The 22,278-nt window shown below is 42.0% G+C and carries 17 protein-coding genes; 5 read left to right on the forward strand and 12 right to left on the reverse strand.

Features of this window, described 5'->3' with window-relative positions; all coding sequences use genetic code 11:
• The first annotated feature begins 33 nt into the window (after window positions 1-33).
• Window positions 34-813, forward strand: coding sequence for a D-alanyl-D-alanine carboxypeptidase family protein (locus HUE98_RS09510; RefSeq protein ID WP_241420427.1), 780 nt, complete (start codon window positions 34-36; stop codon window positions 811-813).
• Window positions 814-842: 29 nt separating this feature from the next.
• On the opposite strand, the gene HUE98_RS09515 is transcribed toward HUE98_RS09510, so the two are convergent.
• Together HUE98_RS09515 and HUE98_RS09520 are read right to left on the reverse strand one after the other, a co-directional pair.
• Window positions 843-2,342, reverse strand: coding sequence for a phytoene desaturase family protein (locus HUE98_RS09515; RefSeq protein ID WP_241420428.1), 1,500 nt, complete (start codon window positions 2,340-2,342; stop codon window positions 843-845).
• Window positions 2,339-2,917, reverse strand: coding sequence for a TetR/AcrR family transcriptional regulator (locus tag HUE98_RS09520; RefSeq protein ID WP_241420429.1), 579 nt, complete (start codon window positions 2,915-2,917; stop codon window positions 2,339-2,341). Before HUE98_RS09520 ends, HUE98_RS09515 begins: the two co-directional genes overlap by 4 nt.
• Window positions 2,918-3,240: 323 nt before the next feature.
• Here HUE98_RS09520 and ald point away from each other — a divergent pair, with 323 nt between their 5' ends.
• Window positions 3,241-4,347, forward strand: a complete 1,107-nt coding sequence (gene ald / locus HUE98_RS09525) for an alanine dehydrogenase (RefSeq protein ID WP_241420430.1) — start codon at window positions 3,241-3,243, stop codon at window positions 4,345-4,347.
• Window positions 4,348-4,787: 440 nt separating this feature from the next.
• Here the strand turns inward: ald and HUE98_RS09530 are convergent, their stop codons facing one another.
• The 8 genes from HUE98_RS09530 to HUE98_RS09565 form a co-directional block, all read right to left on the reverse strand.
• Window positions 4,788-6,680, reverse strand: a complete 1,893-nt coding sequence (locus HUE98_RS09530; RefSeq protein WP_241420431.1) for a serine hydrolase domain-containing protein — start codon at window positions 6,678-6,680, stop codon at window positions 4,788-4,790.
• Window positions 6,681-6,959: 279 nt separating this feature from the next.
• A complete protein-coding gene (uvrA, locus tag HUE98_RS09535) occupies window positions 6,960-9,494 on the reverse strand; it encodes an excinuclease ABC subunit UvrA (RefSeq protein WP_241420432.1) in 2,535 nt (844 codons plus the stop codon).
• A gap of 80 nt (window positions 9,495-9,574) precedes the next feature.
• Window positions 9,575-9,814, reverse strand: a complete 240-nt coding sequence (locus HUE98_RS09540; protein ID WP_241420433.1) for a hypothetical protein — start codon at window positions 9,812-9,814, stop codon at window positions 9,575-9,577.
• Between the two features lie 216 nt (window positions 9,815-10,030).
• Window positions 10,031-10,726, reverse strand: coding sequence for a DUF3153 domain-containing protein (locus HUE98_RS09545; RefSeq protein ID WP_241420434.1), 696 nt, complete (start codon window positions 10,724-10,726; stop codon window positions 10,031-10,033).
• A gap of 309 nt (window positions 10,727-11,035) precedes the next feature.
• Entirely contained in the window at window positions 11,036-11,743 is a 708-nt protein-coding gene (locus HUE98_RS09550) for a hypothetical protein (RefSeq protein ID WP_241420435.1), read from the reverse strand.
• A gap of 106 nt (window positions 11,744-11,849) precedes the next feature.
• On the reverse strand, window positions 11,850-12,245 hold the full coding sequence (locus HUE98_RS09555; RefSeq protein WP_241420436.1) for a response regulator: 396 nt from the start codon (window positions 12,243-12,245) through the stop codon (window positions 11,850-11,852).
• Window positions 12,246-12,337: 92 nt separating this feature from the next.
• Window positions 12,338-12,976, reverse strand: coding sequence for a hypothetical protein (locus HUE98_RS09560; protein ID WP_241420437.1), 639 nt, complete (start codon window positions 12,974-12,976; stop codon window positions 12,338-12,340).
• A gap of 44 nt (window positions 12,977-13,020) precedes the next feature.
• Complete coding sequence (locus tag HUE98_RS09565) at window positions 13,021-13,692, reverse strand: hypothetical protein (RefSeq protein ID WP_241420438.1); 672 nt, start codon at window positions 13,690-13,692, stop codon at window positions 13,021-13,023.
• 667 nt (window positions 13,693-14,359) lie between these two features.
• On the opposite strand from HUE98_RS09565, the gene HUE98_RS09570 reads away from it, so the two are divergent.
• The 3 genes from HUE98_RS09570 to HUE98_RS09580 all read left to right on the forward strand — a co-directional run bounded on the left by HUE98_RS09570 (window position 14,360) and on the right by HUE98_RS09580 (window position 19,752).
• On the forward strand, window positions 14,360-14,917 hold the full coding sequence (locus HUE98_RS09570) for a hypothetical protein (protein ID WP_241420439.1): 558 nt from the start codon (window positions 14,360-14,362) through the stop codon (window positions 14,915-14,917).
• A 462-nt stretch (window positions 14,918-15,379) separates the two neighbouring features.
• Window positions 15,380-16,633, forward strand: coding sequence for an efflux RND transporter periplasmic adaptor subunit (locus HUE98_RS09575; protein ID WP_241420440.1), 1,254 nt, complete (start codon window positions 15,380-15,382; stop codon window positions 16,631-16,633).
• On the forward strand, window positions 16,630-19,752 hold the full coding sequence (locus HUE98_RS09580; RefSeq protein WP_241420441.1) for an efflux RND transporter permease subunit: 3,123 nt from the start codon (window positions 16,630-16,632) through the stop codon (window positions 19,750-19,752). The genes HUE98_RS09575 and HUE98_RS09580 overlap by 4 nt, the downstream gene beginning before the upstream one ends.
• A gap of 326 nt (window positions 19,753-20,078) precedes the next feature.
• Here HUE98_RS09580 and HUE98_RS09585 read toward each other — a convergent pair whose 3' ends face one another.
• Both HUE98_RS09585 and HUE98_RS09590 read right to left on the reverse strand, forming a co-directional pair.
• A complete protein-coding gene (locus HUE98_RS09585; RefSeq protein WP_241420442.1) occupies window positions 20,079-20,516 on the reverse strand; it encodes a nucleoside deaminase in 438 nt (145 codons plus the stop codon).
• A gap of 331 nt (window positions 20,517-20,847) precedes the next feature.
• Window positions 20,848-22,107 carry a uracil-xanthine permease family protein gene (locus tag HUE98_RS09590; RefSeq protein WP_241420443.1) on the reverse strand — a complete coding sequence of 420 codons (1,260 nt, stop codon included), beginning with the start codon at window positions 22,105-22,107 and terminating at the stop codon, window positions 20,848-20,850.
• Between the last annotated feature and the right edge of the window lie 171 nt (window positions 22,108-22,278).

Genomic DNA, 22,278 nt, shown 5'->3' on the forward strand with positions numbered 1-22,278 from the left:
ATATTTTTTTAAAAGCTGCTTAAGGAGGTTTAAATGAGAAAAACTACCCTTGCACCTAATGCAAAGGCTGCCATTTTAGTTCAGATTGGTCCGAATAACAAAGTACTTTTTAAAAAAAGAGCTAATAAAAAGCTTCATATAGCCAGTATCACAAAATTAATGACTATGCTTATAGTTTTGGATGGTTTAGATTCTGGAGAAATAAAATGGACTGACATGGTAGAAACCAGTTCTGCTGCAGCTTCAATATATGGTTCTAGAATTAATTTAAAAGCAGGAGAGAAATTATCTGTAAAAAATATGTTTAAATCGATGATTATTGCTTCAGGTAATGATGCAGCTATTGCTTTGGCTGAACATTTTTCCGGGACTATGAATAATTTTGCAGATAGAATGAATAGAAAAGCTAAGGAGTTAGGTCTTAGAAACTCACACTTTGTGAATTCCCATGGATTATTTGAAGATAATCATTATTCTTCAGCCCTAGATATAGCGAAAATGGCAATTGTGTCACTAAAAAGAGAAGAAATAATAAAATACTCAAAATTAAAATATGATTATATTAGAAGAGAAAATAATCAGTTAAAAAAGCTGGTAAATACTAATAGATTAATAGGAATTATACCTGAAGCAGACGGTTTAAAAACCGGGCATACTCCTTTAGCAGGTTATTGCTTGGTAGCAACTGCTCTCATGGACAATATCAGGCTGTTAGCAGTCGTTTTAGGTGAACCAAGCAAAGCAGCCAGAGATAAAGAAGTGATAAAAATGCTTGATTATGGATTTAAAGCTATCTTATTAAAGATCCGTTAGTTGCAGAACATACAGCCGACCGGTATTATCTAAACACCGGTAAACGGTTGTTTTTCTTTCTTACAAAGACGCATAATCGTATCTTTTCCGGTAATCAGTGCTACGGGAAGACCTCCCGGTGGTTGAAGCCACTGCCCACTCAATACTATATTAGTCAGACCCTCAATACGACCTGTATGGACCAGTGACTTCCCGCGAAGGGTAGGCCAAAAGGCCATGAAGGCACCTCGATATGCGTTGCAATATCGATTGTAGGTTTGCGGGCTGGCTACATCAAGCAATTTTAGCTTTCCTTTCATGCGTGGGAAACGAGTTTCCATCGCATGGATAACTGCCCGGCCAATCCGTTCTTTTTCCCGGGCGTAAGCTTCATTATCTATTACCAGGGCCTCCCAAAAATCCAATTCCGGCTGGAACTGATTAACAGCCAGGGTTATTACGGTGTGACCTTTTGGAGCAAATTCTGGTTCGTAAGCATAGTGTGTCATTTGTAAATGCTCAATTGGTTTCTGGTTTTGGTTGATGTCCACATTATTTACATTAAATTTAAGGGTTCGGGGAATATCCTCCATGGTACCCTCATACCCGATTCCAATATATATATTTGATGCCAGAGGGTAGACAGTCGGATTATTAAACCTTTTCTGATACTCTGAATCAGGGTAACGCCCCTTGAGCAGCCGCTCATACAGCACATGGGCATCGCAGGCTGCAATTACGTAATCGGCCTGGAAGGATTTGCCGTTCTTGCAGCTGATACGTGTTACCATGTCATCCTCAATATCTAAATCCATAACTTCACATGAAGCCTCAACTATTCCTCCCAGTGAGAGATATCGCTCTGCCATGCGGAGAGCCAATGCCTTGGACCCTCCTTTAGGAATTGAAGACTGCCCCCCTGTAAAGGTGCCGAGAGGAAAAATAAGGGATGAGGAGCTATAATCTCCTTCCGGCATAAAAGATGCCAGGGCTTCTCTAAGGGCAGGGTGCTTGAATTTCTTGGCAAATTCCTGCACACTTATCTTATCATATTTTTGCATAATGGTACCAATATCCTTCATTGATAGGAAGTATTTAAACTTTTCAATTATATTCATCATATCCATTGGCTTTCCAACCGGGAAAGAAAAGGAATGCAGCTTTTTGATGTCCCTTGAAAACTCCTGGATGATGTCTTTGTCTTCCGGTGATATCTCCAGCCAACTGGATTCGAGCCGTTCAAGGTCACGATAGAAATTTACTATAAAGCCGTCGTGCTCAACAGCCATGAAGCTTTCCGGTTCATGTATATCCACTCCATCCAGAGCACCTACGGTATCCCAAAGCTTGCGGATAGGGGTGTCTGCTTTTGTCCCCACTAACCAATGTATGCAGCCATCTATGTGATAACCCTGGCGGTTCCAACCAGCACACTCTCCACCAAAAGTATGGTGTTTCTCCAGAATAACGCTTTCAAAACCATTTTTTTGGGCAAAGATACCTGCACTTAACCCGGCAACTCCTCCACCAATAATAACTACCTTCTTCATGACAATTTCCCCCTTCGTTTCAATTGCTGCACTTGCAATAAGTCATCTCCCACTTCCATTAGCAAATTTTCAAAATCTTGATTTTCTAGCCATGAGGGAACATGGCCGTTAGCAACCATTACTGAGAGTCCCATTTGAAAGACCCGCATTTTTAATAATAACCACTTACGTTCCTCAATAGTCCAACCCCGCATGGCCTCATCCTCAGCCATAGCCTCAATCATGTTATTTTCTATGGTTTCATAAGAAGACATATATGGATTTGGCTGTATTGACAATTCACGAAACAATACAGGATAATCCCGGGCGAAAGCTAAGCTGGCTTTCCCTATGATTTCAAAAACACTTTGTCCTTTTTGTTTTGCTAACAATTCTTCCGATATGGCAAAAACTCTCTGAACCACAGCTTCAATCAAATCATCAATAGTGGCGAAGTTGACATAGATGGGGGCAACTGAGGAGCGAAGGCGATTCGCCACACTGCGGGCGGTGATTCCGGAAAAACCCTTTTCTTTAGCGATCTCTAAACCTGCTTCAACAATAACTTCTTTTTCAAACTTGGTTTTTGGCGGCATACAAACCATCCTTTATATAGTCTATATTATATAATACATATTATATAACTATAGTTATATAATGCTGCATAATTTTTTACTTGTCAACTGCACTTGCCTGCATATTATGGTTTTTTAAAAAAGAATTGTTGCAAAACAATGGGGTAAATCACCATTTACTTAAGAAATACACTTGTTTGGTAAACCTAAACTTAAATTATTTTTGCAGGAATATCAACAATCACGTCGAATTTTTGGTATTATGCATTGATAATAACTGGAGAAGATTACGGTAGTATCACAAAACCAGTTTTCCAGAATTAAAGGAGATGGCGAGTCACATCATGATCATTGGAGTTCCGAAGGAGATAAAAAAAGACGAAAATAGGATAAGTGTAATCCCTGGTGCTGTATCATCTCTTGTCCAGGCCGGTCACAAGGTATTAATTCAGCACGGAGCTGGCCTGGGCAGCAATATAAGCGACGAAGAATTTCGTAAGGCAGGAGGAGAGATCGTGCCTACCCTGGAGGAGGTTTATAGCCAAGCAGATTTAATCTACAAGGTAAAGGAGCCTCAGGTAGAAGAGTACGATCTTTTAAGAGAAGGACAGATTCTGTTTGCTTTTCTTCATTTAGCAGCCGAATCAGAAGTAACGCAGGCACTAATACAGCAAAAAGTAGCTGCTTTCGCTTATGAAACCATAGAGGTAAATGACAGTATTCCCATCCTGGCACCCATGAGTGAAGTGGCAGGACGCATGGCTACCCAGGTTGGAGCACATTTTTTGGAAAAAGCGTATGGTGGAAAAGGAATAATGTTGGGAGGGGTTCCAGGAGTTGCTCCTGCCGAAGTCACCGTTATCGGAGGCGGCATTGTAGGAGTCAATGCTGCAAAAATCGCAGCAGGTATGGGAGCACGTGTAACTATCCTGGACATAGATACTCAAAGATTGCGTTACTTAGACGATTTGTTTAGAGGGCGAGTGCTTACCCTGGCTTCCAATCCATACAATATGGCGTTGGCAGTAGCCAGAACAGACCTGCTTATTGGTGCTGTGCTGATTCCCGGTGCGAAAGCTCCAAAACTTTGCTCGGAAGAAATGATAAAAAGTATGGAGCCAGGTTCAGTCATTGTTGACGTGGCTGTTGACCAGGGAGGATGTGTTGAGACCATTGATCGAACTTCCTGTCACAGCGATCCTACCTATGACAAGTTCGGAGTATTGCATTACGCTGTGCCCAATATGCCTGGGGCTGTCCCTTTGACATCCACTTATGCCTTAAGCAATGTTACACTGCCTTATGCCCTGGAACTGGCCCAAAAAGGTTATTTACGTGTTATTGAGGAGAATTCCCCTCTCTCCAAGGGGTTGAATGTGTTTGATGGTAAAGTGGTACATAAGGCAGTAGCTGAAGCTCTTGAACTGCCTTTTGTTTCCGCCTGCTATTAAATGCTAGAAGAAGAATCCAACATTAATTAACAGCTTCCTGTAGATTGATAGGTGTTCCTTGAGTTGTTGACCCAATATAAAGACTGGGTCGCTTCCATAGCGACCAGGTCCACATTATCATACCGTTTACAGAAAAAAAATTTACATTTCCTTTTATTTATTAGGGTATAAGAGCCCCACCTCTAAGCGTTAGCGTAGGTGGGGCTCTTAATCAGGTGGAGTAGAACCTCCACCTGATTCCCCGATGTTTCAGCTTGCTGAAACGAGTTCACGAGGTGGTTTCAAAATAATTATTAATAAACTCCTCGTCTGCAATACCTTTTCTCACGAGTACATATAACTGATCGTAAATATCCCTTATATCTGCACCTACTAACTATTTTTTTGATCATGAACGCTGCAGTTAGCAAAAACACAGCCCGCCCCGAAAAGGCGAGCCTCTAATATTTAAACCCAAGAATATTCCAATAATCAAGCCATAAATAAAAAACAATAAAGCCAACTGCTGTTCCCAACAAATACACACATTCCCTTATCATATATCGCCTTTTTATCAACCCTGCCAACAAGGCTATGAAAAAAACTCCAGAAACAACCATTGTAATAATCAGTAAACCAAGCATAACTTTTGCAAGAGAAGATACTCCAAAGGCAAAAGCCGGCAGTCCTGCAATTTGTTTTATAAAAAGTTCATATAGCAGCAAAGTAAGCCCTGAGATATTTAGCAGACTTATAACAAATGCTGACCAACCTGCATATTGCAATGGCTTTTTTATTGAACATCTGACATTCGCCTTATCCTTTTTAATGATCCTTATTGGCCATAAAATAATGTTTAACAGAAAGATACTCACTAATAACCCCAAAACTACCAATTGAACCTTTGCAGTTTCATACCAAGGTATTCTGTAATAACTGCCATGGTATCCTGAACCTGAAAACAAATAATTAATGCGTCCTGTTTCATCTGTTCCAAAAGCCAAATAAGCTTCGTCATCTTTTTGTCTGAAAAGATATTGTTCAATCTGTTCCCATTGTGTTACTTCATCAAAGCCTCCATATACATCTCCCATACCCATGGGCTTTATAGTCAATCTGCCTTTATCTTCCCTAACTCTTATTTCACCCATAACCAATGCTTCAAGTTTTACCAGTGTATGTTCTGCAGTTTGAACAGGCCTATAGACTCCATTAAATTTTTCTAAGCCTTCAATTATTATCTGGTTATCTTTCGTGATATCTTTATCCTTTGCTGTAAAATAACGTTTTAGAAAAGCTTTATTGAAGTCATTAATAAGCCTGTCTCCTCTACTATTTTGCACAAAAAAATAACCAATGTTATGTTCAGGCAGTAAATATATCTGGCTTCTTATACCCAGCCCACTTCCATCCCGGATTAGTCCACGCTGGTTGTTATAGAAATGCTCCATGAAGCCATAGGTAACTCCAGGAAGTGCAGGATGAGCAGCATATTGCCGAGAAAACATTTTTTCAACTGTTAATCCACTTAAAAACTGTGTATTATGATTCTCTTTTTCTTTACTCAGAATAGCTGAAATAAACCTTGCCATATCCATTGCTGTTGTACTTGCTCCTCCTGTAGGAGGTGTGTTAACATATAAAAACTCTATCGGGTTATACGCATGTTTTTTATCATCATAATAATATGTGGTTGCTACGTCTGAGGCAAGATTATCAGGTAAAACCTGATAAAAACTGCTTCTGTTCATACTTAAAGGTTCAAAAACATTTTTCTCAATGTAATCTTCAAAGGATTCCCTTGATAGCTCCTCCACTAAAAAGCCCGCCAGCGCAGTTCCATATCCACCGTATGTAACCATGCTTCCAGGCTTTTGTACAGGTGATTTTAATTCTCTTTTAAGCAGCTGACCCAGAGGATTCATTTGGTCAGATGTGTATGAGAAAGTATTTAAGTCCCTGGTTTCAAATCCATCAGTATGAGTCAGAAGGTGTGAAACCATCACAGGTTCATTAGAACTATTATTTATTTTTAAGCTCTTCAAGTAAGTATCTACATTTTTATCAAGATCAACAAGCCCTCTTTCTGCTAATTGCAGCACACCCAATATGGTAAAAGTTTTAGAAACAGATGCAACCCTGAAAAGTGTTTTGTCAACTTCTACAGGAATATTGCTTTCTAGATCAGCATAACCGTATCCTTTAGAAATGAATGTGCTTCCATCTTTAACTAAAACAAATGCAGCGCCCGGCACATGATATTCCTTCATTTTCTCTTCAAAAAAAGTATCTATGAATTCTTCAAATTCCTCATAATCAAAAGGCTTATGCTCCAGCATTTCAATACTGAACACTGCTGCCTGCGGCAGAACAGCAGTAATAAATATTATGACAATTAAAAGCAAAAAAAACTTTTTTGTAAACATCATCAAGAATAAACTCCCCAATCATTTTTCTAATTTTATGCTATATGTTGAAGAAATTCATCCAATAGCTTGTTAAATTCAACATGATTATCCATGTTTGCGTTATACGCTGCATTTGGAATAACCTTCAATATTGCATCTTATTCCTTTGCGCACTTATTACAATAGCTTTGCACTTTGCTTCCACCAGACTTATAATCTCATGCCTTAATTCCTTCTAGGATTGTAGGCATCTGCAAGACACCTTCCTGTATATGAAGCAAATATCTTCATAACATCCTCAGGTGTTCCCTGTGCAATAACTTTTCCTCCCTGTTCTCCTCCTTCAGGCCCTAAGTCAATAATCCAGTCGCAATCCGAAATCAAGTCCAGATTATGTTCAACTGCAATCACGGTGTTTCCGCTATCAACAAGCCTGTGCAATAATCTTTTAAGCCTTTTTGTGTCCTCAGGATGAAGCCCAGTTGTCGGTTCATCCAGAAGATAAAGAGTGTTTCCTTTTTTTTTCTTGCTAAGCTCTTTTGACAGCTTGACCCTTTGTGCTTCACCTCCAGAAAGTGTGGTTGCGCTTTGCCCCAGCTTCAGATAACCCATCCCCAATTCTACAAGAATTTTTAATCTGGATGAAATACTCTCCTTGTCCCTGAATAATTCATAAGCTTCCTGTACTGACATGTCAAGCACATCTGATATATTGCTACCCATATAGTTTACTGACAGTGTGTGCTTCTTAAAACGTTTTCCTTTACAACCGGGACATGTCATTTCTATATCAGGCAAAAAATGCATTTCAACCGTCAGCACCCCTGCCCCTTCACACCTATCACACCTTCCACCAGGAACATTAAAGGAAAAATCTCTTGCTGTAAGCTTGCCGACAATTGCTTCAGGAAGACTTGCATAAAGATTCCTTATCGGTGTAAAAATATCAATATAGGTTGCTGCATTTGACCTTGACCCCCTGCCTATGGGGGTCTGGTCTACAGTTATGACCCTGTCGATCTTTTCTGACCCTATCATATTATGACACTTATTCGGTGCGAAAGTAGTTTTGTTTAACCTGAAATCCAGCTCATTACTTAAAACATCAAAAATGAGGGTTGATTTTCCTGAACCTGAAACTCCTGTTATTGCTGTAAGCGCGCCTAATGGTATAGATACATCTATGCTTTTCAGATTGTACTCAGCTGCTCCTTTTATAATAATGTGATCTTTGGGAACCAGTGTTTTTTTACCTGTTTTATTTTGCATACTTTCTTTAAGGCATCTTCCGGTAATTGAATCGGGCTGCTCCATCAGCTCTTCTGGTGTTCCTGCGCCAATTATTTTTCCTCCGTCAACCCCTGCACCCGGCCCCATATCAATGATATAATCTGACTTAAGCATGACCTCCATATCATGTTCAATTACAAGTATTGTGTTTCCCATATCACGAAGCTTGTTTAATACAGATATCAGCCTGTTGGTATCTCTTGAATGAAGTCCTGTGGTGGGTTCATCAAGAATATACAGCACACCCGTAAGTCCTGAGCCCAGTAAAGCTGCAAGTCGGAGCCTTTGCGCCTCTCCCCCTGAAAGCGTGGTTATACCTCTGTCAATTGTAAGGTAACCAATACCTGCTTCTACCAATCTTCCAATTCTTTCAACTAAGTCATTAATAACAGGTTCTGCTACTGTTTTTTCTGCAATAGAAAGCCCAGCTTCCAGTGATGCCACCCAGTCTGCCAGAACAGAAAGAGGCATTTTGGAAACCTCCACAATATTCGTATCTGCCACAGTAACTTTTGTGCTGTATACTTTAAGCCTGCTTCCATTGCATGACGGACAAACTATTTTTATCAATGATTTCTCTATTTTTTGCTGATAATCACTGTTCCCAGTATGCTCTGCATACCTTCTTAAAATGTTTGAGGATACCCCCTCAAATCTTCCCTTGCTTGCTGTTTCGGGTGGCTCAATATCAGGAAAATGTTTTTTGAAGATATCGTGATTTACACCATAGAACAAAAGATTTTTTTCTATTTTGCTTAAAAATTTTACAGGTTTGTGAATGTTAAAATCAAATCCATAGTGACAGGCCGCAGCAGCAAAGGTTTCCCTGTTTCGGTTAATATAGTGTATGTCCCATTCTCTGACTGCACCATCAACAATACTCTTTTCATCATCAATCAGACTGTCCCAGTCAGCTTCATAAATTGTACCGAGACCTGTACACATTTCACATGCACCTTGAGGTTTATTAAATGAAAAATGTGTCATTGAAAGCTGGGAAACAGCTCCACCACAGAAAGGACATGGAAATGTATCTTCCCCTACTTCTTCATCAAATCCCAGAGTTTCAGTATCATATTCTGCATCCATGGGAGGGCTGACCATTCTACCACAATGGGGACAATCTCTTTTGCCGATTTTTGCAAACAGAATCCTAAGATATGTATAGACTTCTGTTGCAGTGCCCATAGTAGAACGTGGGCTTCTATTGGTGTGGTGCTGGTCAACACTGATGGATGGTGAAAGGCCTGAAATTGATAAAACCTTTGGTTTACTGATTAAATCCGTTACCATTCCCATGGATTCCATGTATTGCCTCTGGCATTCCTTCTGAAGTGTATCGTATGCAAGGGAAGACTTGCCCGAACCTGAAAGCCCTGTCAATACAACCAGTTTGTTCTTAGGTATACTGACATCGATATTTTTTAAATTGTTCTCCAATGCACCTTTTATTATAATTTCATTATGCATTATCTTTTCTCTCCCTTATTTTATAATAAACCACTTAATCAAAAACTACTTCATTATGTCATTTTTGTTTTCATGATTGATTATAAATCAGGAGTGTAACTCTGGTGCAATACTGGAGGGTTAAAATTTAAAAAATCTATCATCTTTTTCAGCTGGCAAATCATCTCCCGGGCATCCTTCTCTGTTTGTTCCAGCGTAACGATCCATTGATCCGCTGCACTGACAATGTCCTCGTCATCACCAGGGGTGTTTAAAACCTCAGAAATATTAATATTCTCACCTTTATCAAGATGCCTCATCATAAGGTATATGGCCATCATACTAATATTGACAGCCCCCTTTCAGAGTGAAATATAAACCCCTTTGCCAATCTTTTGTGTAATAAGCATAAAACCTGTTCTTGTATAGAAAATAAGTTCCTCTGGTATCCTGACACCTGTTTTCCATTCATAGATGTCACACAATTCTCCCTAAAAAAAGAAAAAGACCGCAGAAGCAATCTCGTATAAGAAAACAGTATTTATGTATTAAAGCTTTCATGGGTTCTGCCGTTTCTTCCTTACTAGTAGGAACATAACGATTACCACAGTCGTTACCAATAATAATCCGGTCATAATTCCTATATTTTTTACATTTAATACTTCCGCTTCCATATATATAGAATTTGTACTTCCGGGAGTCAGGTTCCAAATTAATGTTTTCCCGTCATTGTCTTCTGCCGAAGCATTGTGCCGGGTAGGTTTAACAGGCAGGTGTAAAGTAAAGGTAAATCGCAGTACATCCCTGAGATTCTCTCCAATTAACTGTTCCGTCTCCCCTGCAAACCCGTTATCAAAGGCTGTTAAATCAAAGTTAGTGTCTAATATATAAAGATTTTTTAAAAATCCCTCTGTTATCTCCAAATGTTCTAACCCTGATTCTTCAGTAATACTTAACCCATTTATCTGATCTCCTATATTTTCAATCTTTTTTCGAACCTCAATCCCTGTTTTTATCCCTTGAAAGGTAGAAACTGAGAAATCTTCATTTTCTGCCTCCTCTATAATCTCAGCAAACGGATCAGAATCATTTTCTTTAACTAAAGAATAGAAAAAAGAATCCATGGAAATACGATACAGTACCTCTCCACTTCCATCTGTATTAACTGTCAGCTCAATATCTACGTCCATACATCCTGTAAGCAACAACAGTATGATTAAAACCAAGATAAAACCCGCCCGGTTCTTGCCCATGCTACTTCTCCTTTTTAATAACTTTTTTTAAGCTGTCCAGCCAACTTTTTTAGAAATAGACCGGCTGAACCCGTCAGCCAGCTTTGGAAGAACCGCACCATTTCCGGCTTACCTGTTTGGCCTGCAACATAATAAAAGTCTACTGTTTTTTTCCTGTTTTTTCAAGAATTTTATGTTGAAAATGTAAATAAATAGACTGACAGAGTGCTATTTAATTAAATATAATAACGACCGGCGGGTTTAACTGCAGCTGCAGATATCAACCAACCGGCCTCATCTTCTCTACCAAATAATTACACAAATGGTATGCTAATCAGGCAGTGCAGAAGAACCAATTTTAAAACCTTCCAGGTCATCCTTTCCGTCGGTGTATACGTCAATATAATGGTTTCCTCCATGCCACCGATAGGTTCTTTTAATCCCATCCTCTGGCTTATCGTAATTGCCAAAAACTTCTGCAAAGAGATAAGAAGGACCAAAATATGCCTCCACGTCCTTCAGGTTATTTACTTCCCCTGCTTTAATTTTTTCATGCATATCATCATAGATACTTTTAGTGGGATGAAAACCGGTTTCAAGATTTATGTTTAAAGGAACATGATACAATTTCCTGACGAGGTTATCTCCCGAAAACTCTATTTCAAAATATGATTCTTTCATCTCATCTTCAAAGGCATATTGTGCCGATTGTGTTTTAAAAACAGTCTCTTCCATGGGTTTTTTCTCCACCATGCCCAGTTCGGTTACTTCTGCTATGACCTCCTCCATGCCTGTCCCCAGTTCCAGCCCGGTGAAAACCAGGTATGCTTCATATGACGTGCAGAGAACTGCGCTTTGATTGTTGGAGAGGCTTGGTTCCTCCTCCCCGTTCCCTTGTTCCTCCTCCTTGCTGGTTCCATTGGTTTCCTGCTTTTTGGTTTCTTCCGCAGGCGCAGTTTCGCTGTCGGAACCACATCCCAGGACAAAGCTAAAAGCCATAACCAGAATCAAAAATACTGCCAGATTAATTTTCCGCAATTTTTAGACCTCCTCTTATTATTTTTCTCAAAATTTTTTCCTGCACAAACCTCTCATACCATATATCCATTTCTGAAAAATAGGGTATTAGGGTATGGCTTAGTTTTTATAAATTTTTTTTAGGTTTAATACTATACCCTTTGAGAGTCATAAGAATTGCAGATATTAAGGTTTGTGGGTCATTCTGATCGGAAATAACGGTATCTGCCATCTCTGCTAACCTTTTATTGCCCGAAAAGCTGTAATGCCTGTTTGTCACCACAATAACCCGGGTATTAGGGGTTTTTTCACGAATATTTTTCAACCTGGCTTTCAGCCTGCGCTCAGCAGGTACAGATAAAAATAAAACAGCGTCAGGCTCCAGTCGTGAACAAACCTCTTCTAATTCCTCTAAGGTATCTATAATGCCCAAGATATTATGCCCGTCTGGTCTGGACTGAAAATAATCCACCGCAGCCTCCCGGTAAATATTTTCTGCTGCAAACAGTACCAGCCCAGCCATTCACATATCACCTCCTGCTTTATTGTAACTCCGGTATATTGACTTTTCCTCTCATAAAAAAACTATTCTATTGTTTTAGAAACTAAACTTACTTACTCGTAAGCTACTTGAAACTCCCCTGACATTTGAGTCCACTTTTCTTCTATGTTAAAACGACCGCTTATGGTAGAATCCATCACTTCCGTAACTTCCATTTCCGCCGTTGTCATGGAGGCTGGACTCAGATTAATATTGGTACCTCCGGGTAAACGGATGGTTACCTGGCTGACCCTGTAAGGACCGGAAGCCCCAAAATAATCATACGAACCTGCCTCAGGGTCACTTTCCGGAGGCAGAGTGAGAACAAAGTAAGCCACAGCCTGGCCTTCTTCAAGGGCAACATCTCTCAGCACTTCTGTGGTTTCAAAGTTAGCTATGTAAACAAAACAGGCACTGTAGTTAGAATATTTTTCCACGTGGGCATTTTGGGTTCCCACTTGATTCCAGTTTAAGGGTTCGGCATTCTTATAAGCACCATTAGTTGATTCTACCTTTATCCAGCTTTCAGTACTTTTACTAACTTCTTTTTCCCCTTCATCCTCATCATTTTCTTTTTCAGAAACTTCTCCATTTCCTTGTTCTGCCGGCAAATTACCGGATTCGGTTGAATCTTCCTTGGTGCATCCAGTTACGGACACCAAAATCAACAACAGCGTCAAAATCACAATTAATATTGGTAATTTCTTTTTCAATATAATCCTTCCTTTCATATTCCTCCTGGCAGAGGAAGAGATAATTATACTTGGTTTTCTACAAAAGCCAATCCTATATTAATAAAAGCTACCATATCACGAGACTTTTCCAGTGTCCAATCAACTCTCATTTTTATGCCTTGTGCCCCGGCTGACAGGGTAATTCCCTGGCCTGACTTTTTATACTCATTACGCCAATGCATCAGCAGTGATGCATTGGTTGACAAAAGTTCTATATCCTTTTTGTCTTCTAAAAATACTTCATATTTACCGGACATGTTTCCCGGCAGTTCCCCAGGTGTCAGACGATTTATGGTAGGCGGAAGTTCAAACTGTTTAAATATTTCATTGACTATAATATCTGGAATAGGCACTCCATCTATAGGGATAATCAAAATCGCGTTATTAAAAGAATGATCTGACTGCCACCAGGTAGATTCATACAACTGTTTACTGCTATCAACCGTGGTACGATAACGAGCAGTTAGTTTCCAGGAATCCCCCTTTTTCGTAACCCCTTCTACTTCATAAAAGATATTCCGTTCATCTAATGATTTACCTAACACTACTGAACTATCTTTGGAGGTATATTCCCAGTTGTTTTCCTGTGCCGCAGCAGATCTCTCCTCATGACCGCTTTTATTGCTTTTTGTTAATATAACGGCCATTATACCTAACCCCAAAAGTATTAAAATTGTTGGCAAATAATCTAACAAATGGCAGCACTCCATTTACTTTTTTTTAACATTCAAAAACTTATTTTTTTTCAAAACCTCCAGCGATTATATTTACAGAAAACATCCCATCATCAATAATATATTCACTACTTATCCCAGCTATTATGCCCGTCTCGTCTGGACTGAAAATAATCTACCACAGTATCCCGTCAAATCATTTCTTCTGCAGTACCAGCCCAGCCATTCACACATCACCTCCTGCTTTGTTATAACTCCAGTATATTTAGATTCAGCACATACAACAATTCAGGATTCTAATCATTTTTCTAATCTTTTATCTTGAATGAAACATTAAATTATTCATTGGAAGAGATAAAAATTTGAATTTAGTGGAATGAAGTTTATCATTAAATTTACAAACCAGCTTCTTTTCCTTATAAGTACATTTAACTACGGGAAATGAGAAATCTCATGGACACGACGACAACCTTGTTAAATCTTTCATGAACCCCTAGAAAAATACTATGAATATTATAATGATATTTCTGAATTGCTGTGAACTGTATATAAATGCTATAATGTATTGAAGTCACGGGATAAAACCTTAAAGAGAAGACTGGCACAGTCACAACCAGTGCCATAACAAATTTTTTGGGGGCTTATTTTAGCAAAATTAAATGCGAATCAAAAAAGGAGGGTCAAATTAATGAAGAAATTATCTTTAATCACCATAACACTGATACTAATATGCTGCCTGGCTTTTTCCGGCTGCGGAGGAAAGGGTGGAAGTGAGAAAGCATCAAATCCCGAAGATGTAGTAAGATCATATTGGGAAGCTTTTGCCAAGACAGATTTTGAAACGGCAGCTGATTATGTAATCAGTGACCATCAGGATGAAATAAGAAACCTAAAGGATGAAATGAAAGATGAATTGTTTGGCGAAGAAATGCTCTCTGTTATGTTTGGTCGGTTTAAAATAAAAACGACCGGTCACGAAATTGACGGCAGCAATGCTACAGTAGAAGGTATTTTAACCTATCCCAACATGGATCATTTCTTTGAAAACTTCTTTACCGTAATGTTTGAAATCATGATGTTTGAAGATGAAGATTTAACAGACGAAGATTACGAAATATTATTGGACTCTTTTCAAGAAATAATGGCAGAAACCCCGGACTTAGAAGAAAACATAACCGTCGAATTGATAATGGAAAATGGCCAATGGAAAATCATAGATATGCCTGATTTTGATATTGATTTGTAAAAAAAAATTTAAAATAATCTAATTACTAAACCCCGAAGGCAGGCTGCTTCCGGGGTTTAGTAATTAGTGTTAACCGCTTAAATTCTTACATCACTTCACTTTTTGGATGCCCGGGAGATTCAAACCAGTGTTGAACCGGGTTTTTCTAACTTTTTTCTATGCTCCGTAACTGTTCCTTCTGCTATTAATTCCCTGTCATATAACACCAATTTTGTCAAGCAATCTTTCGGCAATTTCTAACATATGAGTGGTGAATAAACCGAAGAACCTTCATCTGCATGCTTTCTCAAAAAGTTATAGACAGGTCAAAAGTCCTTTATTATTGACATATTTCTCCGGCACTGGTAGTATAAACATAGTGTCTGACCAGTCGGTTTTCCCCGGACATTCTGTATGCTCCCGGGGTCTAAATAAGTGTACATTAATAACTTTTGACATTTTATTTGCGAGGAGCGAAAATAATTGAGATGCAGAGTGTTGGCGGTTTTAGTATGTCTGCTGCTGTTATGGAGCGGTGTTATAGGTTGTACCCCATCCCAGGTGGTAGGGGAAGCCGGGTTACAAAAGCCGGTGGTTATGACAACCAGGGCCCAAATAGGAGAAATTCAGGAGACGCTGGTTCTTTCGGGACAGGTGACTCCCCGGGTACATATTAACGTAATTCCGGAGATTGCGGGCAGAGTGGTTAAGATAGAAGTCCAGGAAGGGGATTATGTTACCAAGTGTCAGCAGCTGGCAAAGCTGGATGCTGAGAGCCAGCGGCTGCAGCTGGAGCAGGCCCGGGCGTCCCTGAGACTGGCGCAGGCCCAGCTGGCCAATGCCCGGGAAAATTATGAGCAGCAAAAGGAACGAGAGCAGAACCTGTCTTCCCGTGCTGCACAGAGTCAACAGGATTTTCAGGAGCAGCTGGATCAGCTGGAGGAGATGTATGAGGAGAAGGAAATTACCGAAGAGGAACGGAACAATTTCCGCAGCCTTATTGAGCTGTACCAATCTCAGTACCAGTCACAGTCCGAAGCCCTCGAATCCAGCTTGAGAGGCCTGATGGGGGTTACTCCTCAGCAGCTTAAAATGATAGAAATTCAGGTGGAGCAGGCCAGGATTCAGGTGCAGCTGGCTGAACTGCTCTACAGCAAAATGACGCTGGAAGCTCCCAGAGAGGGAACCGTGGCCATGGTGAACCTGAAAGAGGGGGAAATTGCCTCTCCCTCCATGCCGGCGGTTATTCTCACGGAAATAGATACCATGTATGTACAGGCAGCGCTACCTGAGGGAGCCGTGAACCGGGTATTTCCCGGCCTGAAAGTATCGGTTTTTGTTCCCGCAGTTCGGGAAGAACCCTTTGAAGGGGAAGTGGAGGAAGTCATGAGCTTCACCCCCGACGGCAGCCGTTCCTATCCAGTCAAGGTGGTTCTGGACAACAACCAGGGCCTTTTAAAGGGAGGAATGTACGCCCGAATGGAGATTCCGGTGGAACAGCGAGAGGAAGCGATCCTTATTCCCCTGGAAGCGCTGTTACTGGAAGAAGGGGCGGACTCTGTCTTTGTCGTAGATAATAACAAAGCGGTTAAAAAGCAGGTTCAGCTGGGCCTCAGGGATGAAACCCGGGTGGAAATCCTGGAGGGCCTCAGCTCAGGAGACCGGGTGATTACTCGGGGACAGGGCAGCCTCCTCAACGGAATGGAAGTGGAAGTGATGGAGGAGGATACCCCATGAGCCTGACAGATCTTTCGGTAAAGCGTCCCATTGCGGTTTTTATGGTAGTTTTGATTGTTTTGATGCTGGGGGTGGTTTCTTTAACGCGGCTGCCGGTAGACCTGTATCCAGAGATGAATTTTCCCGTGGCAGTCGTTATTACCAACTATGAAGGAGCGGGTCCCTATGAAATAGAAAACATGGTTACCCGTCCTCTGGAAGAGGCGGTCAGCACGGTCAACAATCTGGAGTCCATAAGCTCCAATTCCGGTGCCGGCAGTTCCATGATTGTGGCAACTTTTGGCTGGGGTACCGATATGGATTTCGCCAGCCTGGACCTTCGGGAAAAACTGGACATGGTAAAGGGGTTCCTGCCCGATGAGGTGGAGGACCCCTTAGTTTTTCAATTTGATCCTGGAATGCTGCCGGTTCTGCAGGTGGGAATAAGTGGGGATATGGACGCGGTAGCCCTGAACAACTTGACCCAGGATGTAATCAAAAACCGCCTGGAAAGACTGGACGGTGTGGCGGTCTGCGAAGTCAGCGGCGGATTAAGCCGGGAGGTCTCCGTACAGCTGGACCCCTACAAACTATCTGCCTACGATGTGAGCCTGGAGCAGATTATCCAAGTGCTGAGAGCAGAGAACCTGACCTTCAGCAGCGGCGAGATTGAGGAGGGCGCCCGGCAGTACATGGTGCGTACCACCGGGGAGTTGACCAGCATCCGGGAGATGGGTGAACTGGTGGTGGGAGCCAGCCAGACAGGGCCCCTGTTTCTCAGGGATCTGGCGGATATTGAAGAAGGATTTCAGGAGCATCAGAGTTTAAACCGAATGAATGGGGAACCCACACTATCCCTTTCTATCCGCAAGCAGACCGACAGCAATACCGTACAGGTGGCGGAGCGGATTAAACAGGAACTGGCTGTGCTGGAAAGGGAGATGCCTGGAAACATTGAATTTCAGATGGCCTTTGACCAGAGCGAGTTTATTCAGGAGTCCATCAACAACGTGGCCCAAGTGGCCGTTGTGGGGGGAATTTTGGCTGTACTGATACTGCTCCTTTTTCTTGGAAACGTTACCAGTACGGTGATTATTGGCCTTTCCATCCCTATATCCATTGTGGCTACCTTTGCCATGATGTATTTCCAAAACCTGACATTGAACATCCTTACCATGGCAGGACTGGGGTTAGGGATTGGAATGATGGTGGACAATTCTATTGTTATCTTAGAAAATATCTTTCGCTACCGGCAGAAGGGGAAAGGCAGGGAAGAAGCAGCCCTCCGGGGAAGCCGCGAGGTGAGCGGGGCCATCATTGCCGCTACACTGACCACCATGGTTGTGTTTCTACCGGTGATTTTTACCGAAGGTATGGCCAGCATGATTTTTTCCTCCCTGGCCTGGACGGTGGCATTCTCTCTCTTTGCCTCACTGATTGTGGCCCTGACTATAATCCCGGTGCTTTCTTCTAAAATCCTTAAGGCAAGCAGAAAAGAGGAGAAAAAATCTCTTTTATACCTGCCCCACCAGATATGGCAGAGATTTATGATGCGGCTTTCCTTATTTTACGGCAGAGCCCTTACCCGGGTTCTGGACTACCGCTGGCTGATGGTTGTACTGCTGCTGGCTTTACTGAGCTCCAGTATTTTTCTCATTCCTTACGTGGGGTATGAGTTTCTTCCTCCTGTAGATATGGGAGAAATTATGGTTCATATTCGACTGCCCGTAGGTTCAACCCTGGAGGAAACTGACCGGGCGGTGAGGCATGTGGAGGAAATTTTAGGGGAATACCCTGATATAGAGGCTGTTTTTGCATCGGTAGGTTCCGGCGGAGATTTTTCCGGAGAAGCAGCACCAGAAAAGGCTTCCCTCCAACTTCGGCTGGTGGACCTGGGAAAGCGGCAGCTTTCTACTGTGCAGCTGACGGAGCAGCTGAGGCAGCAGGTTCAAGGAATGCCTGGAGTAGAGATTAACGTGACAGAACAGGACATTGCCTACGGTGCTATGGAAGGGGGTGCCGTAAACATTTCTGTCAAGGGTGATGACCTGGAGGTACTGCGCACATTAACCTGGGAGATTGCCCAAAGGGTTGCCAGGGTGGAGGGCACCCGGGAGATTGAAACCAGTTTCAGTGAGGGACGACCAGAACTGAGGATTAAGCTGGACCGGGAGCGGGCCGGGTCTTTAGGTATAAGCACCTACCAGGTGGCCTCGGCAGTGCGCCTGGCCCTGGAGGGGCAGGTGGCCACCCGCTACCGGGTGGGGGGCGAAGAAGTGGACGTGCGTGTTCAAACCACCAACCTGCACAGCCACAACATGGCAGCCCTGGAGCAGCTGACCATTACCACAGCCCTGGGGAGCACCGTTCCCATCGGAGAGGTAGCATCCATCACCCGGGAGGTAGGCCCGGTTCAAATTCAGCGGGACGGTCAGGTGAGGGCTGCCAACGTTACCAGCCAGGTATTTGACCGAGACATCGGCCGAGTATCCCGGGATATTGAAAGGGAACTGGAAGATATGCAGATGCCCTTGGGCTACATTTGGGATTTTCAAGGAGAACAGGCGGACATGATGCAGTCCTTTGGGGACCTGACCCTGGCCCTTATTATGGCCATACTTCTGGTGTATATGATTATGGCGGCTCAGTTTGAATCCCTGCTTTATCCCTTCATCATCATGTTCTCCTTACCCCAGACCTTTATCGGGGTAATGCTGGCCCTGGTGATTACCGGCAGGACCCTGAATGCCTCCTCTTTCATCGGAGTGATTATGCTGGCGGGGATTGTGGTGAACAATGGAATTGTGCTGGTGGACTATATCAATATTCTCAGGCGGGAGAGAAATTATGCCCGGGATGATGCCATCCGTGAGGCAGGCACAGTACGCCTGCGGCCCATTATGATGACTACCATGACAACCATCCTGGGAATGCTGCCCCTGGCCCTGAATATCGGGGAAGGAACCGAGGCCTTAGCTCCCATGGCTACTGTAATCATCGGGGGACTTACGGTTTCCAGCATCATGACCCTGCTGCTGGTTCCCGTGGTATATGCCATGATGGACGATGGCGGGAAGTGGCTGGCCAGAAAACTGAGACAGGAAAAGCTTGAACCCGGTGAGGTTACTGCGGAGCAATAATGCTACCGATGTTTTCATCGCTACATTGATCTTTCATAAAACTTACATAATTTCCCGATAGGAGCACCTATCCAGATGCTTTGGAGATGGTCTCAGTATTTCTACTACGTATTGTAATAATACCGTTCACAATGAGATATGCCGCAACAACTATCGAACCACCCAAGTCTACATACCGAGATGCAGGTGCAGTAGGGGCAACAGCAATGACTGTTAGCGCCATTGTTACACAGGCATCTACGAGTGACTTACCGGTCACGGCATGTTGGTTTTGGGGTTTATGAAAGGATTGTCCCTTCCATAAATCTCGTGCAATGACAGACATTCTACCCGCCGATATCCTCATTCCATATAAGAGGATTAAGCTTAATGAACTCATCCATCAACCTTATACACTCTTCATTATCTAATACTTTAAGTTTAACTCCCCTGAATTTCAGATATTCTTCCGGTCCTCGAAAAGACTTGTTTTCACCAATAACTATCTCCGGAATCTTATAAAGCAAAACAGCACCGCTGCACATATCACATGGTGAAAGAGTTGTATATAAAACAGACTGCCTGTATTTAACAGCTTCGAGACGGCCGGCATTTTCAAGACAGTCCATCTCAGCATGCAGTATAGCACTTCCCTGTTGAAGGCGGCGATTATGACCCCGGGCAGCTATCTGACCATCAATAACCAGAACGGCACCGATAGGAATGCCTCCTTCTGTAAGTCCTTTTTTGGCTTCTTCGATAGCAGCATGCATAAACTGATCCATTTACAAGACACTCCTTTGTTATTTCCTTGAGATTTACTCATATGGATTTTGCTCCACTTTTTTCAGTTCATCATGCCGGTCTCGAGACAAATCCGGCTCCCCAAATTCCTCAGTATCAGAAAGAACCATGTAGAAGCCGGTAATGTAATCAATTTTTGCTTCACCCTCTGATAGAACAATCTAGCAGGTGCCTCCTGCCCGAGACTTCCGGCCATAGCCTTAGACAATTCCCGGAATATCCCAAATATGGTCTGTCCCCCACCACTTTATTATAAAGCAGTTGCATAAATAAAAAACATTATTATTTGGGATAAAGATTTATGGATTACCGTTAACCTTTATCATCACAGCTTGAAACCACCTCCTGAGAATGAACCTGACAATATATTCTTTTTACCCAGTCGTTAAGATCAAAAAATAAATTTAGGATTATTCCGGTTACGGCAGCGATTGCCAAAGAAGAAAACTGAATTCCAAAAATATCAATTACTGTTCCACCAACACCGATAATAAGCATGGTTGCTACAATTATCATATTTTTAAAATCCTTAAAATTTACTTTGTCCGATACTAAACCCTTAATACCGCTTGATGCAATCATGCCAAAAAGAAGTATGGAGATTCCGCCGACAACAGCTTTGGGAATAGCGTGAATGAGGTAAGCAAAGGTTGGAAAGAAGGCCAATAAAAAAAGCAAAACTGCGGTAATTCTGAGTGTTCCCGGTTTTTTCACACCAGTCATTTCCAGCGCTCCAATATTTTCTGAGTATGTAGTATTGGGGCATCCGCCAAATAATCCTGATATCGCTGTGGCGACACCGTCTCCCATTAATGTTCTGTGAATGCCTGGATCTTTAAGAAAATCTTCTTCAACTACCTTGCTAACCGCTGAGATGTCGGCAAAGTGCTCAAGAAAGGTTACGATGGCCACAGGCGCTATAATGGAAATTGCAGCAAATGAAAATCGGGGGATTGTAAAAACAGGGAGCTCGATAAAACCGGAGGATGACGCGGCTGATATATCAAGGAGACCGAATGGAATTGAAATAATTGTTCCTGTGATAATAGCAATTATCACAGATAAAGAACCAAAAAGGTTTTTTTCAAAAAATCCTTTTATCACAACGCAGGTGATAAGAGTCAGAATAGCTACCGGCCAATGGGTTGAAGCGTTGTTAATTGCTACAGGAGCTAAAATAAGACCTATAAGAATAACCATGGTTGATGTTATAACAGCAGGGAAAAACCGTAAAACTTTCTCTATGCCTGCAACATATATGATCCCAGCCAGGGGCAAATATAAAAGTCCCGCTGCGACTATCCCGCCAAAGGCATATGGCAGACCATACATTTCACTGACGGTGATGACAGGAGCGATAAATGCAAATGAAGAAGAAAGAAGAACGGGAACTTTTCCCTTTGTAATGGCATGAAAAAGAAGAGTTCCTATCCCGGCAGCAAATAAACATGCAGAAACGGGTATCCCCGTAAGGATTGGGACAAGAATAGTGGCCCCGGAAGCTACAAATAAATACTGCATTCCCATAATCAGGTCTTTCCAGTCAAAACGAAAAAAAGAAAACGGTGTCATATATTCTCCTTATGAGTCACTAAACGGTAAATTCCAAACGTCTGAGCTGGTTCCATCAAAAGGTAAAATTTTATAGAATTATCATAATAAATTATACCATAATATAGGTTAAATTTTTATTTTTTCAAGTGTCTGTTTCAATCGCGGCTGTACATAAACTGTGAATATTTT

This window comes from Candidatus Contubernalis alkalaceticus (genome assembly GCF_022558445.1).
Lineage (GTDB): Bacteria > Bacillota > Dethiobacteria > SKNC01 > SKNC01 > Contubernalis > Contubernalis alkaliaceticus.